Here is a 14,825-nt window from a genome sequence, read left to right as displayed (position 1 = left end):
CCTACTGATAAATTCAAACTATTAATAAATAACTGCTTGTTCCTTCAACGTGCTATAAATTTGTTCAATTGTTTGCTTATCGCAATCAAAACTTAATTCAGCATCCGCATTAACACACAAGCCAATTAAGCCCGCATTTTTTATTACACCGATATAATCAGGGGTTACTTTTTCTAAAATGGTTGCCGCATGACCGTTATCAAATAAATGCCGTTCCAATTGATAAACAATTTCCGCCGCCTTCTCACCGTTCAACGCAATCATCGTCGGTTGCTGACTAAAACGAGCGGCACGTTCTGCGGGGGTCACGGCTGTAAAATCACTCGCTTCCGTTCCGCCTAAAATCATACCCGCGCCAACCGTTACATTGGTTAGACGATCGACAATAATAAACGAACCCGTGCCTTTCGTTTTGGCGTAAGGGTCAAAAACAACAGGGGCATTAACAGAGACATTACAACAGCCAATTTCATTAAGTTCTAACTGCTCGGCATCGTGATGTTCTAAGGTGTTAACATCAATTCGATGATGAATAGATGAAATAGACCCTGAAACACTGCGCGTGGCTAATTTTATTAAATATTGTCGCCCAGGAATCATGGCTTTTTCAGTCATCCAAACCAAGACAGCTTTAAAACTATCTGCAATCATAGGAGGACTATCACCACTAACCAGAGTATCACCTCGGCTAACATCTATTTCATCATCAAGCGTTAAGGTAACGGCCATCGGTGGAAAGGCTTGTTCTAATTCACCGTCATAAGTCACAATGGATTTAATAGTGCTGCTTTTTCCAGAAGGGAGGGCGGTAATTTTATCGCCTTTATGAAATACCCCTGACGCGACAGTGCCACAAAAGCCTCTAAAATCAAGATTAGGCCGATTAACATATTGCACAGGAAAACGGGCTTCAACAAAATTATGGTCATCGGTAATTTTAATTGTTTCCAAGGATTCCATCATTGAAATCCCTTGATACCAAGGCATGTTAGCACTTTTATTGACGACATTATCGCCATCTAAGGCTGACATCGGAATAAAGTGAACATCCTCTAATTCTAGCGTGGAAATAAAACTTTGATAGTCTTGTTGGATTCTTAAATAGATTTCTTCGCTGTAATCAACTAAATCCATTTTGTTGATGGCAACAATAATATGTTTAATCCCTAATAAAGAGGCGATGAAACTATGGCGTTTAGTTTGTGTTTGCACGCCATAACGCGCATCAATTAAGATGACGGCTAAATCACAGGTTGAAGCTCCTGTTGCCATATTACGGGTGTATTGTTCATGCCCTGGTGTATCGGCAATAATAAATTTACGATTTTTAGTTGAGAAATAACGATAGGCCACATCAATGGTGATACCTTGTTCACGTTCGGCTTGTAATCCATCAACTAATAAGGCTAAATCAACTTTACCCGCGCCTGTTGTCCCTGATTTGACACTATCGGCTTGGACAGCGGCCAGTTGATCTTCGTAGATCATTTTTGAATCGTATAAGAGTCGCCCGATGAGGGTACTTTTACCGTCATCAACGTTACCGCAGGTTAAAAAACGTAAGAGTTCTTTACGTTCATGTTGAGCAAGATAGGCGTTTATATCGGTGCTGATTAAATCGGATTGGTGGGACATGGTATTCCTAAGTAATAACTATAATTTTTAATAAAGGAAGATAAAAGACGACGTTAGCTTGATTGGGAGTTTAACCAGCTTTGATAAAGATTTTCTAATTTTTCCAAATCACTATCATTTGAACATAACTCAAGCTCATTACATTTAGCGGTTGCAAGATGAAAAACATCAAAACTTCGTTTATCAACTAAGGCATTTTTTCCTGCTTCTTTTTTTGACTGAGAAAGGCGAAATAAATTAGACGATAATGCCGCTATATCACAACCAATATCAAATTCCTCAAAACCATTAAGAATAGAATTTAAATTATCATATCTTTCATGATGAGAATATGAAACGCCCCTTAAAACTTCATAACGAATTAAAGGACTAATGGCTAACGCCACATTTTCATCACCTAATAATTCTTTAATTTGATTGATCGCTTTTTGATTCTTCGTATCAAATGCAGCGATAATCAAATTGGTATCTAATAATACTTTTCTTTCCATTCGTTAAGTCTCTTCTTGTATTAAAAAATCAAGAAGTTTCTTTTTTGCCTCTTGCTGCTGTTTAGCAGACATATTGTCACGCTTCATTTTATTTAAATCAATATCAAACGCATCTTTAAGCACATCAATTAAAGCCGCTTTATTGGGTGCAATAATAGGCGAAGAACGTACAACACCATCATTCTCACGGTTTAATTTATACGCTTCACCTTCTTCAAGTTGTGTTAAAACAATAGATGAATGGGTGGTAATATAAAACGTGGTATTGGGAAATAATTTTTTTAATAAGGGAATAATTTTAGCTTGCCATGAAAGATGGAAATGACTTTCTATTTCATCTATTAAAACAATGCCTTTTACTTGCTGTAAGTTTTGCTCATTAGTAAAATTTCCATAACCTGCTACGATGGACTGAATAATTTTTAAAATGGATGCAAACCCTGTACTTAATTGGGATAACTGTCTTTTATTACCATTAATATCTATAAAAACCCGATTGTCACCGCTAATTTCAAGAAAATTTTCATCAATTCGAGTATCTAATTGATGTAATAATTTTAAAACAATTTGTAATTCTGCCACTCGGTTATCCGCTTGTTTTTGATAACTATTTGAAGATTGAGCGCGAGTAATAAACCATTGCTCAATATCATTTTCCATATTTAGGTTAGAAAAATTTTGCTGCATTCCTTGAAATAAAGAATCAATGTAACGTTTTCTTCTATCTGAAAAATTACCAATAGCTTTTGTTGCTTGTTGCTGGTGTTTTATAAATCCTCGGTTTTGTGATGCCATGTAAACGATGGGTAAATTATGTTGCTTAATATTATTAAAAAGACACTTATAACTAAAACTGCTTTTTGGAAATATAAACCTTATATCATCCACTTGTGCAGTAGTTAAAACAAATAACTCAGACAAATAACGCTCATTAGTTATTGTTGTTAACAGTTCATGAGAACCTAAAAATATTTGAAACAATGACTCTAAAAGTTTAGTTTTCCCTACGCCATTTTCAGCAATGAATGTATATACTTTTTTTTCAGGTATAAGGTCTAAGCCTATCGTACCTACACCTTTTACACCTTTTAGTAAAACTTTAGAAAAAATCATAATTATTTCACACCATCAAAACTATCAATAACAACCTGCCAAACCCCTAATAATTCAGATAAATTTTTAATCCCATAACGATGAATATCAAGTATGACCTCTTTATTCTCAAGCCTCAAAAAAATCCATTCGTAACCATTGGTAATTGAGCCATAAATAGCCGTGATTTTTTCCTCATTTTTTTCATTGTATAATTGAGCGGCATACATTTCAGCAATACATTGAGGTGATGCATCCGGTAAATCTTGGTTACTTTTAACTTCAACAACCGCAACAAGCGGGCTTTCTATAAATACAGCATTATATTTTTTTGAAATAATAAAATCGCAAAAACCTTTTAAACCTAACTGACTATCTACATTAAATTGATAGCCTGAAAAACAAGTAAACTTTTTAGGGTTTTTTACCTGTATTTCAGTCAAAATAGGGACAATCAAGTATTCCGATTTCGCTTTTTCAGATTCAATAGGAAACTCTTGATTAATTGCCAACGTATCAAGCAAAAACTGGGAAGGTTCTAAACGTTTTATTGAGTTAAATATTTTTCCTCGAATAAAACTTAATCCCAAGTTTTTAATATCATCAGGCTTAAATTGAGAATACGATTTTTTCATCATTCTTCACCAATTAAAATTAAAAATACCCTTCACGCTTTTTCTGTTCCATAGACCCAGATTGGTCATGGTCAATTAAACGCCCTTGCCGCTCAGAGGTTGTGGTTAATAACATTTCTTGAATAATTTCAGGCAACGTTGTTGCCGTGGATTCCACCGCCCCCGTTAAAGGGTAACAACCTAATGTGCGAAAACGAACCATTTTCATTTCAACTTTTTCATTTTCACCAATGGGCATACGCTCATCATCAACCATTATTAACATCCCATCTTTCTCAACCACAGGACGTTCTTTAGCAAAATATAACGGTACAATCGGAATATTTTCTAAATAAATATATTGCCAAATATCTAATTCAGTCCAATTTGATAACGGAAAAACACGAATACTTTCATCCTGATCTAATTTACCATTATAAATATTCCATAACTCAGGCCGTTGATTCTTAGGATCCCAACGATGATTTTTATCTCTAAACGAATAAACCCGTTCCTTTGCTCGTGATTTTTCTTCATCACGCCGCGCACCGCCAAAAGCGGCATCAAACTTATATTTATTTAAGCCTTGTTTTAACGCATCGGTTTTCATCACATCCGTATGCTTTTTACTTCCATGCGTAAAAGGCCCGACCCCTTGATCTATCCCTTCTTGATTACTATGGACTAATAACTCTAAGCCTAAATCGTCAATCAATTTATCACGAAAAGAAATCATTTCCTTAAATTTCCATGTCGTATCAACGTGCATTAATGGAAAGGGCAGTTTTCCTGGATAAAAAGCTTTCATCGCTAAATGCAGCATTACCGCAGAATCTTTACCTACGGAATAAAGCATCACAGGTCGCTCAAATTCAGCGGCCACTTCACGAATAATATGGATACTTTCAGCTTCCAATTGTTTAAGGTGGGTTAATTTATAATCAGTCATGGAATATCCGTAAAGAACAGAAAAAAGTGAGTAAACGAACTATTCTAATTTGAACCGAGGATGAAAGCTATAGTGTGATGAAAATTATTAATCAACACAAAAGCATCATCTGAAGAAATCAATGCTCAGAGTACAGTTAATTACTGTACTCTGAACACGATAACAAGTGAGGAATTTAGATAAATAATTATGGGGAAAGATCAAATAAATATTGTTCCACTTTCGCATCAATCATAGTGTCATAATGGTGTTTTAAAGCCGAGTCTTCTGGCCGCTCAGCCTGTTCAGATTCGATAATAGAACGAACATGCGTTAAATAATGCCGTCTTAACATTGAATCTTGAGGAAGGTTTTTATCTATTTTAGTTGCGTATTTCGTTTGTAAATTCGGTTTAGCGATGACTTCTATTACAGGATCTAACGTTAACTTAGTTTCAATCGGGGTTCAATTTCTGACGCTATAATAGGTTCTGGCGTTATTTCTTTGGCGGCAATGGTTTCTTTTTCTAATAAGCGGGCTTCTTTTTTAGCAAACCGTTTCCGCCCTAGAATATAAGTAACGACTAATAATAAAGCCAAAAAGCCGCCGAGTATGTATTCCGTTTCTATCATGACATTCTCCTATTTTTTTAAAATATGCAACGACTCGCGTCTCTGTCTAAATTAATAACATGAAAAATAAGTCATTACGAAAAACTATATTCGTACTTTTATATGAGTCCTTGAGAACTCAAAATACCCGCTGGCATGTTTATTTTGTAATCGTTACCGACCAGCTCTATATGGGCACTTCCATTCCATAACCCTGATTTATTGGTACCTATACTAAATAATCTTGTTGCTATACCACTTTTATTTAACACCATCGCCACTCCATCAACAGCAGCCTCATTAACAATCGTTATCCATTCTATTTTATTTTTTAAAACAGTTAATTTTCCCTTTGATAAAACTGTATTCATATTGACACCTTGGACAGGAGCTCCACCACTACCGACTAAAATTATTTCATCCCCTGCGCCTAAATTTGCACCTCCTGTCCATGGCGTGATTGTCGTAAAGACATCAGAATTACTATTAACCTTTATATAGAGCTTATAATCAACATTGGTCTTAAAGGTTCGGTTACTATGGGATGAGCTGTTACCTGTCGTCATATCAAAGACAACGATATTAGTATTAATTGCCGTCTCAAAAGAATAGTTATTCGCTGATAAACCCGCATAAGGGTTTCCTGCAAGATCCGTTATCGAACCTGCTCCAATAACAACATCATACGTTGACAAACCCTTCCCTAAATCATTATTCGGGTTGATTGTTAATACTTTGCCACTCACGGATAATTCAGATTCAGTAATCACTATATTATCCGAGCCACTGGTGAGTGTAATATTACTGGTTCCTACGGCAATATCTTCATTAAAGGTTAAAGTAATATTACTATCAACGGTGATTCCTGTCGCCCCGTCTATAGGTAAACGCCCTTCCGTGGTTAATAAAGGCGCGACGTTATCTAAAACAATCGCTTTACTTCCTGCTAATGACTTAGCTGAGGCTAGCACCGCTAAGGTTAAGATCGCATCATTTCCTGATTCATCTTTAATTGAACCGCCATTTAAACCTAATGCGGCTGTACTCGCATAATCTAAATCGCTCGTTGCATCCTCAGCAGCCACGATATAATCAAATGTTAATGTATTACTACCCGCCCCTGAAAGATAATTAATTGTTTTTTCAATTTCGCCAATTTTTAAGGTTAATGTCGGGGTTCCTGTCACGAAAATTATCTCACTAAACGCCACGGTAACTGCAATCACATCCCCTACTTTATAACTTCCATCCGCTGTTGTTGAACTTACGGCACTGACAGTAGGTACGATCTCATCAACGTCATTAATTTTTAAGGTCACCGCTCTTTCATTCTTATTTCCAGCGGTATCACTACTCACGGCGGTAAAACGATAATCGGGCTTAGTTTCAAAATCAGGATTACTAATAAGCCTTACGATACCTGTACTACCGTCAACAGAGAAAAAATCACGATCGCCTGTGTTTTTTAAACTATACAGGGCATTAACATCATTAGAGACAATGGAGTAAACTGCCTGACCTGCCCCACTATTTTCATCAATCGCAAAAGCCACATCTTCTGAGGTCAAAGCGGGGGCATTATCAACCACAAATAACGTATTTGTAGCAATAACGTCTGTAATCGTTTCGGTCTGCACCGCTTTGGTATTAATAATAACTGTTCCCGTAAAATCCCCCGATGGAACGGCTAAATCATAATAATAGGTAATGTTACTAATATTTGCCATACTCGCAAAACTAATCACATCACTGGTGCCATTATTAATACTTATGACGGGGATTGTTTCTATTTGGATAGGTTCGTCAAAGGTCACGAAAATACGCAAGATTTGAGGCTCTCTAACCGTAATCGTATTTTCATCAACAGGCGGAACAGAGCCTGTGGTATAACGTAAAGAACTGCTAAGCGGTTTAGTCGTCGTTTGAATAATCGAAGTCCCCCCCTCAACCGTTACCGTTCCTTCTACTAATTGGCTGGTTGAAATATCAATCCCGCCAAAAGCCACTATCTTTCCTTCAAACGTTTCATCCCCTACAAATGACCAGCGACCTGAATTATCTGTTTTAGTAGAAAGTTCGCCCTCATCCAATAGATCATTATCATTTTTATCAATAAAAACGGTCGCGTCAGCAATAGCACCACTGCCAATCACCGTTCCTTTACTAATTAAATGAGGAATAGGTTCCCCTTTATAATCATCATTCAAATAAAGACGACCAATAAGAGCAACGGGGTCACTTTCTTCGATGGCTTCACTCAACTCTTGATCTGTTGGCTCTCGACCTAAAATAGAAAAATACTTTAAGGTTATATTTATTTTTTCACCATGATTTTTTTCAAATTCTGGCAATTTCGAGGCCCTGATGACTAAATCATTCCATTGCAACCCCTTATCAAGCGCATTTAATAAAAAAGTAAGTTCATTTGAATTGGGTAAATGATCAAACGTATTACTATAAAGTTGCTTTAAGTAGGCCTCATTCCCTGATAAATGTGAATAGCTTGTGTCAAATTCAGAAGACGTTAAAAGGGCACTCGCAATATCATCTAGTGAAATTCCTTGGTTAAATTTCTCTATCCAAAATAAAAGCCCTGTAACATCAGGAAGACGTTCAAAAATTGTAAAATAAAGCCGAGCAATAGGAACCACGGTTTCCGTAAAATAAGCATCATTGATAAAAACCTCGGTCACTTCAAAAGCAGTCGCCACCTGCTTATCAATTTTATCAACCCAAAATAAACTTTCTCCCTCTAGGGAGCCTCGCCCTAAATATATTCGATAAAGTTGCTCAACAAAATCTTTGGTATTCATTGGATAAATCCATCATCAGAAACTTGAAAAAAATCATAGGTTATTACTCTACTCGTAAGTAGAGTGACTCTCATTAAAAAGATTACAATTAGTTGATATTCATCCCAAAAATATCAACACAACGCACCTAAAACAGCTTAATTTTGTAATTCTTTTAAAACAGCTTGCATACTGTCATTCGCATCACCAAATAACATTCGTGTATTCTCTAAAACAAACAAAGGATTACCCACTCCCGCATACCCTGATGCCATGCTACGTTTTAACACAATAGTGGTCTGACCTTTCCAACATTCTAATACGGGCATTCCTGCAATCGGGCTGTTTGGATCATCTAGTGCAGAAGGATTAACAATATCGTTGGCACCAATCACAATAGTGACATCAATTTTATCAAAATCGTCATTAATTTCATCCATTTCAAACACAATATCGTACGGAACTTTGGCTTCGGCTAATAAAACATTCATGTGACCGGGCATTCGCCCTGCAACAGGATGAATACCAAAACTGACTGTTTTACCTTCATTGCGTAGTAATTTAGTCATTTCATTAACCGTATGCTGTGCTTGTGCCACTGCCATTCCATAGCCTGGGATAATCATAATATTTTTAGCTTCAGCTAAGAGTTGCGCCGTTTCAGACACATCAATGGGCTGAACATCGCCTTCAACTTCAGCCGCCTCGCCTCCTGCCGAACCAAATCCGCCCGCTATCACACTTAAAAAATGTCGATTCATTGCACGGCACATGATATAGCTTAAAATGGCCCCGCTACTCCCCACTAAGGCCCCTGTTACAATCAACAAATCATTGCTTAACATAAAACCTGTGGCTGCCGCTGCCCAACCTGAGTAACTATTCAGCATAGAGACAACAACAGGCATATCAGCGCCCCCAATTGCCATCACCATGTGAACCCCAAAAGCTAATGCAATCAAGGTCATTAAGATTAATGCAATCGTACCGCCCCCGTCTTCGGCACCGTCTAAAAATAGAGTTCCCAACCCAATACACGCTACTAAAATACCGAGATTTAACCCATGTCGCATAGGTAACAAAACAGGTTTACCTGAAATTTTTCCGCATAATTTTCCAAACGCAATCACTGAACCTGAAAAAGTAACCGCACCAATTAAGATACCGATATAAATTTCTACTTCATGAATGGTTTTTTCAGCCCCTTCCAAAACTAAGGTACTGTCCATAAAATTAGCATACCCCACTAAGACTGCCGCCATTCCTACTAAGCTGTGCATTAAGGCGACTAACTCAGGCATCTGGGTCATTTCAACATTTAAAGCCGCTTTAGTACCAATAAAGCCACCCACAATTAAAGCAATGATTAAAATGGCATACGAGGTCACCGCATCACTTAACACGGTGGCTAAAATGGCAATCACCATCCCTACCATCCCGTAGTAATTACCTCGCCGTGCAGTTTCTTGGTTGCTTAACCCACTTAAACTTAAAATGAATAAAATGGATGCCGCAACATAAGACATTGAAACTAAACTTTCTGACATGATTCTATCTCCGTTATTTTCTAAACATTTCAAGCATACGGCGCGTCACTAAAAAGCCCCCTGAAATATTGATTGCAGCAATTAAAATGGCCAGTCCTGAAAAGAGACTAATCCAAAATCCTGTTGCAGAAATTTGTACCAATGCCCCCACAACAATAATACCGCTGATCGCATTTGTCACACTCATTAAGGGCGTATGAAGGGAGGCCGAAACACTCCAAATAACTTGATAACCTATAAAACAAGCCAGAATAAAAACAGTAAAATGCGACATAAAAGAGGCAGGGGCAACCGACCCGACTCCAAATAAAATAGCCCCTCCAATGATAACGGGTAAAAAAGGTTTTACAGAGTCAGGAATCCATGATTTTTTAGGCTCCTCATTAATAGCAGGAACTTCTGTTTGAGGCGGTGGCGCGACTGAAATTTTAGGCGGCGGGGGTGGCCATGTGATTTTTCCTTCTTTAATCACCGTTGCCCCACGAATCACCTCATCTTCCATGTTAACATTAATATGACCGTCTTTTTCAGGGGTTAATTCCGTTAATAAATGACGCAAATTAGTGGAATACAGTTGACTGGATTGATTGGCCAAACGACTGGGTAAATTCGTGTAACCAATAATCGTTACCCCATACTTAACCACCACCTTATCTTTTTCAGTTAAAGCACAGTTCCCGCCTCGCTCGGCGGCAAGATCAACAATCACACTCCCCGCTTTCATCGATTCAACCATACCCGTTGTAATCAATTCAGGCGCAGGTTTACCAGGGATCAACGCGGTGGTAATAATAATATCCACCTCCATTGCTTGACGTGCAAACAAGGCCATTTCCGCGTCAATAAATTCTTTTGACATGGTTTTAGCATAGCCGCCAGCCCCCGAACCTTCCTCTTTAAAATCCAGCATTAAAAATTCAGCATCCATGCTTTCAATTTGTTCTTTCACTTCGGGGCGCGTATCAAAGGCCCTAACAATTGCCCCCATACTTTTAGCCGTCCCAATAGCAGCAAGTCCTGCCACACCTGCACCAATAACCATAACTTTAGCGGGATTAACTTTACCTGCAGCGGTAATTTGCCCTGTAAAAAAACGTCCAAAATGCTGCGCTGCTTCAATAACCGCCCGATAACCTGCAATGTTTGCCATTGAGCTTAACCCGTCCAGTTTTTGCGCCCTCGAAATTCGTGGCACACTATCAATGGCTAAAACAGTCACTTTTTTGGATGATAGCTTCTTCATTAATGCTTTATTTTGTGCGGGCCAAATAAAGCTAATTAAGGTACTGCCTTCTTTTAATAAACCCGTCTCACTATTTTCTGGGGGACGAACCTTCATTACGATGTCCGCATTTTTCCATAAGGCTTTACTGGTTTTAACAATTTTCACCCCCACTTCTTGATAAGCTTCATTAGAAATATCGGCAGCCTCCCCTGCTCCTGATTCAACGCTGATCTCAAAGCCCATTTTTATAATTTTTTCAGCGGCCTCGGGCGTTGTGGCAACCCGCTTTTCACCTTTATGGATTTCTTTTGGAATACCAATTTTCATACAATCCTCATTTCGTTGTGTTTATTTATACGTTAGGCGCAATAAAACTATTCGATTCTAAACTGAGTTTATAATATTGTAACTGAGGATATGAGAAAAATTATTTTTTTTCAATCCCTAAATCAATACACTAACGTATCGTTCTATTATAGGAGAATTTTTTACCCCCTAACGCCTCATTTAAAACCGTATAAACGTTATAATATTCCCACTTTAAACTATTAAACATAATTTAAAGCTAAACGACCTTCATTCCCTAAATTACGTTTAAAACTATGCAACAATATTTACAACTTCTGGAAAAAATCTTAACCGATGGCGCACTAAAAGGCGACCGAACGGGCAGCGGTACACGCTCTATCTTTGGGCATCAAATGCGTTTTGATTTGCAAGCAGGCTTTCCTTTATTGACCACTAAAAAAGTCCATTTAAAATCCATTATTCATGAATTACTGTGGTTTTTAAAAGGGGATACCCAACTCGATTATTTACATCAACACGACGTTAAAATATGGAATGGCTGGGCGGATGAGCAAGGAAACTTAGGGCCTGTTTATGGCGAACAATGGCGTTCATGGTCGTCACCAAATGGGGAAAAAATTGATCAAATAGCCCAAATTATGCAGCAATTAAAGCAAACCCCTAATAGTCGACGAATCATTGTATCTGCATGGAATGTAGCCGATTTACCTGATGAATCCATTACTCCACAAGCTAATGTCAAGCAAGGAAAAATGGCCTTAGCGGCTTGCCACGCCCTCTTTCAATTTTATGTTGCCGATGGAAAATTATCGTGTCAACTGTATCAACGCTCTTGTGACACTTTTTTAGGACTGCCCTTTAATATTGCCAGTTATGCCTTATTAACACAGATGGTCGCCCAGCAAACAGGATTAGCTTTAGGGGATTTTATTTGGACAGGCGGCGATGTACATTTGTATTTAAATCATTTAGAACAAGCGCAACAACAACGACAACGCCAACCCAAGGCACTGCCTCAATTAATCATTAAACGTAAACCCGATTCTATTTTTGATTACCATTATAATGATTTTGAAATAACCCATTACAATCCGCATCCTGCGATTAAAGCCCCTATTTCAATTTAAAATCTGGGGGTTATTTTTTAGGATAAAGATAACCCTGCAACCAAGACCCTGTCACGAATGCAAGCATAAAAATAGCAGGGTCCACTAAGCCTAGCCCTAAACTTGCGAGTGCAGGCCCTGGACAAAACCCCGCAATGCCCCAGCCAATACCAAATAAAGAAGCACCGATGACTAACGGCCGATCAATATCGGTTCGTGTGGGTATGCGAAATTTAAGATCAAAAATAGGTTGGCTTCGTTTTAAAACCAATCTAAAACTGATCGTCGTCACCAGTAAAGCCCCTCCCATTACGAGGGCTAAACTCGGATCCCAGTGACCTGTCACATCTAAAAAGTTAAGCACTTTGTTAGGGTCAATCATTTTTGAAAGAGCCAACCCTATGCCAAAAATAAAACCTGCAACTAAGGCCGCTAGATTTTTTTTCATGACGACAGACCGATGACATGTCGAATAACAAAAACAGATAATCCACCTGAAAATATAAAAACGACAGTTGCCACTAAAGAACGTATCGAAAAACGAGCGATACCACAAACCCCATGACCGCTGGTACACCCATTGCCCAAACGCGTGCCAAACCCAACTAAAAAACCCCCGATAATTAATAATAATGGCGAAAAATTTTCACGCGCACTAAAGGATTCAGGAAAAAAGAAAACAAAAGCACTTGCCCCTATCATCATCCCAAAAATAAAGGCTAAACGCCAAAGTGACTCCCCTTTATCGGGTGATATTAAACCTGAAACCATTCCGCTAATACCTGTAATACGACCATTGAGTAACAACATTATCGTTGCACTTAACCCAATAAATAAGCCGCCAACCAGTGAGGCATAAGGTGTGAAATTTTCCATTAACGCTCCCAAAAAATAATAAACCCCCAACCGTTTAAATTAGGGAAACTTGCTATGTTACTTTAAAATAAATTTAATTATCAACAGTGTCATCGCTGGCTACCAACTTAAGACGGGGCAAGTTGAGGTTAAGCCGTAATGTCCCGTCTTAAGTTGGTCGTCGTCATCGCTAAAATTATTTTATCTCACCTTCTATGCAAAAAAATATCAAGACTTAATTTTTTCAACCCTCTTTTTTGGCATTTTTATATTTTGTTACCAAAAAATTAGAACGGACTATTTTGAAGTTATTGCTTATAACCCATCTACCCGCTTAATCTCCATTAGTGTACTTTGGATATTAACAACCTATTTATTGACGACGTATACCAAGGTATTATTCTGGCAGTTATCATTGAAAATAAAGACGAAAATATTAAATCCATTGATCACTTAAAAGTCGGTGATGTCTTTGGCGAAAACTCATTATTAACGGGTGAACCCCGTAATGCAACCATTATCCCTATCGTGGATAGTATTGTTTATGAAATAGATAAACAAATCATTGAGCCTTATTTCCACCGTTATCCTGTTTTTTTAGAGCATATCGAGTCTCTTTTAACAGAACGTAAATTGCATAATATGCAAATGATGACACTTTTTAATGAAGAAAAAACTAACGAAATAAAAGCGAGTATTTTAATAGATGTTAAGCAAAAAATTCGGCGATTTTTTAATCTTAAAAATGATTTACCCGCTTAAGTTAAATGCCTCTAAAACCTGAAGCACATTACAGCCGCCTTCCTTTATTACCGATTACAATACCTTCGCCAAACGTATAAAGTAAGTTGAAACTCTACTTTTTAATATTGTAACTACTTGATTTTGTTAGAACCTAAATATTAGATATTTGAAATATTCTGGCTCAAAACCTAAATTGGCGAAGGTATTGCTATTAAAGAGAGTTTTTTTAATTATCTAATGATAATAAATGCCGCATTTTTTTTACTTTTGTTTTTAAATAGCCTTGGTTATCTGAGTGAACGGGTGATTCTAAAGGAATACGTTGCTCAACGTTAATCCCTAATTCTATTAATGCTTCAATTTTTTTAGGATTATTAGTCATTAAGTTGACCGAAACCACTCCCAACGTTTGCAACATTAGAGCGGCAATATCATATTCCCGTTCATCGGCTAAATGCCCTAAATGTAGATTGGCATCAACAGTATCTAAACCGTCATCTTGTAAGTTATAAGCTTCGAGTTTTTTTAATAAGCCAATGCCCCGCCCTTCTTGACGTAAATATAACAAAACACCACTGCCTGCCTCAGAAATCATCCGTAAAGCCATATCAAGTTGCTCACCACAATCACAGCGGCGTGAACCTAGTACATCGCCTGTAAAACACTCAGAGTGAATACGAACAAGTACATTTTTTTTATGCAGGACATCGCCTTTAACAAAAGCAAGATGTTCTTTGTTATCTAGCAGGTTATTGTAGTAATGGAGTGTAAATTCGCCATATTGAGTAGGAATTCGAGTTTGAACTAAAGTTTCTAATTTTTCTTTCACGAGGGTAACGACATCAAAAAAGAGGGGTCATTTTACTACTGTTAAA

Annotated in this window: 15 protein-coding genes; 2 read left to right on the top strand and 13 right to left on the bottom strand. The window is 37.6% G+C overall.

Going from position 1 to position 14,825, the window contains the following annotated elements; genetic code table 11:
* Positions 1-21: 21 nt before the first annotated feature.
* The 10 genes from cysN to Q9M50_09495 form a co-directional block, all read right to left on the bottom strand.
* Positions 22-1,635 carry a sulfate adenylyltransferase subunit CysN gene (cysN, locus tag Q9M50_09540; protein MDQ7090875.1) on the bottom strand — a complete coding sequence of 538 codons (1,614 nt, stop codon included), beginning with the start codon at positions 1,633-1,635 and terminating at the stop codon, positions 22-24.
* 53 nt (positions 1,636-1,688) lie between these two features.
* On the bottom strand, positions 1,689-2,126 hold the full coding sequence (locus Q9M50_09535) for a PIN domain-containing protein (GenBank protein MDQ7090874.1): 438 nt from the start codon (positions 2,124-2,126) through the stop codon (positions 1,689-1,691).
* Positions 2,127-2,129: 3 nt separating this feature from the next.
* Complete coding sequence (locus tag Q9M50_09530) at positions 2,130-3,239, bottom strand: AAA family ATPase (protein MDQ7090873.1); 1,110 nt, start codon at positions 3,237-3,239, stop codon at positions 2,130-2,132.
* Positions 3,240-3,241: 2 nt separating this feature from the next.
* Positions 3,242-3,856, bottom strand: coding sequence for a hypothetical protein (locus Q9M50_09525; GenBank protein ID MDQ7090872.1), 615 nt, complete (start codon positions 3,854-3,856; stop codon positions 3,242-3,244).
* A gap of 16 nt (positions 3,857-3,872) precedes the next feature.
* A complete protein-coding gene (gene cysD / locus Q9M50_09520; GenBank protein MDQ7090871.1) occupies positions 3,873-4,781 on the bottom strand; it encodes a sulfate adenylyltransferase subunit CysD in 909 nt (302 codons plus the stop codon).
* Positions 4,782-4,968: 187 nt separating this feature from the next.
* The gene (locus Q9M50_09515; protein ID MDQ7090870.1) at positions 4,969-5,115 is read right to left on the bottom strand and encodes a hypothetical protein; all 147 of its coding nucleotides are present in this window, start codon (positions 5,113-5,115) and stop codon (positions 4,969-4,971) included.
* An 89-nt stretch (positions 5,116-5,204) separates the two neighbouring features.
* The gene (locus Q9M50_09510; protein MDQ7090869.1) at positions 5,205-5,393 is read right to left on the bottom strand and encodes a hypothetical protein; all 189 of its coding nucleotides are present in this window, start codon (positions 5,391-5,393) and stop codon (positions 5,205-5,207) included.
* Positions 5,394-5,491: 98 nt separating this feature from the next.
* The gene (locus tag Q9M50_09505) at positions 5,492-8,185 is read right to left on the bottom strand and encodes an Ig-like domain-containing protein (protein ID MDQ7090868.1); all 2,694 of its coding nucleotides are present in this window, start codon (positions 8,183-8,185) and stop codon (positions 5,492-5,494) included.
* 137 nt (positions 8,186-8,322) lie between these two features.
* A complete protein-coding gene (gene pntB, locus Q9M50_09500; protein MDQ7090867.1) occupies positions 8,323-9,711 on the bottom strand; it encodes a Re/Si-specific NAD(P)(+) transhydrogenase subunit beta in 1,389 nt (462 codons plus the stop codon).
* Between the two features lie 13 nt (positions 9,712-9,724).
* On the bottom strand, positions 9,725-11,263 hold the full coding sequence (locus Q9M50_09495; protein ID MDQ7090866.1) for a Re/Si-specific NAD(P)(+) transhydrogenase subunit alpha: 1,539 nt from the start codon (positions 11,261-11,263) through the stop codon (positions 9,725-9,727).
* 275 nt (positions 11,264-11,538) lie between these two features.
* Between Q9M50_09495 and thyA the strand changes: the two genes are divergently transcribed.
* On the top strand, positions 11,539-12,372 hold the full coding sequence (gene thyA / locus Q9M50_09490) for a thymidylate synthase (protein ID MDQ7090865.1): 834 nt from the start codon (positions 11,539-11,541) through the stop codon (positions 12,370-12,372).
* A 10-nt stretch (positions 12,373-12,382) separates the two neighbouring features.
* On the opposite strand, the gene Q9M50_09485 is transcribed toward thyA, so the two are convergent.
* Entirely contained in the window at positions 12,383-12,799 is a 417-nt protein-coding gene (locus Q9M50_09485) for a YeeE/YedE family protein (GenBank protein ID MDQ7090864.1), read from the bottom strand.
* Positions 12,796-13,227, bottom strand: a complete 432-nt coding sequence (locus Q9M50_09480) for a YeeE/YedE thiosulfate transporter family protein (GenBank protein MDQ7090863.1) — start codon at positions 13,225-13,227, stop codon at positions 12,796-12,798. The genes Q9M50_09485 and Q9M50_09480 overlap by 4 nt, the downstream gene beginning before the upstream one ends.
* Positions 13,228-13,560: 333 nt before the next feature.
* Between Q9M50_09480 and Q9M50_09475 the strand changes: the two genes are divergently transcribed.
* A complete protein-coding gene (locus tag Q9M50_09475; GenBank protein MDQ7090862.1) occupies positions 13,561-13,968 on the top strand; it encodes a cyclic nucleotide-binding domain-containing protein in 408 nt (135 codons plus the stop codon).
* Positions 13,969-14,176: 208 nt separating this feature from the next.
* Here Q9M50_09475 and ribA read toward each other — a convergent pair whose 3' ends face one another.
* Positions 14,177-14,779, bottom strand: a complete 603-nt coding sequence (ribA, locus tag Q9M50_09470) for a GTP cyclohydrolase II (GenBank protein ID MDQ7090861.1) — start codon at positions 14,777-14,779, stop codon at positions 14,177-14,179.
* Between the last annotated feature and the right edge of the window lie 46 nt (positions 14,780-14,825).

The organism is Methylococcales bacterium (assembly GCA_030949405.1).
Taxonomy (GTDB): Bacteria; Pseudomonadota; Gammaproteobacteria; order Methylococcales; family Methylomonadaceae; genus WTBX01.
The sequence above is the reverse complement of the archived record's forward strand: the minus strand, read 5'-3'. Positions and strand labels throughout refer to the sequence as shown.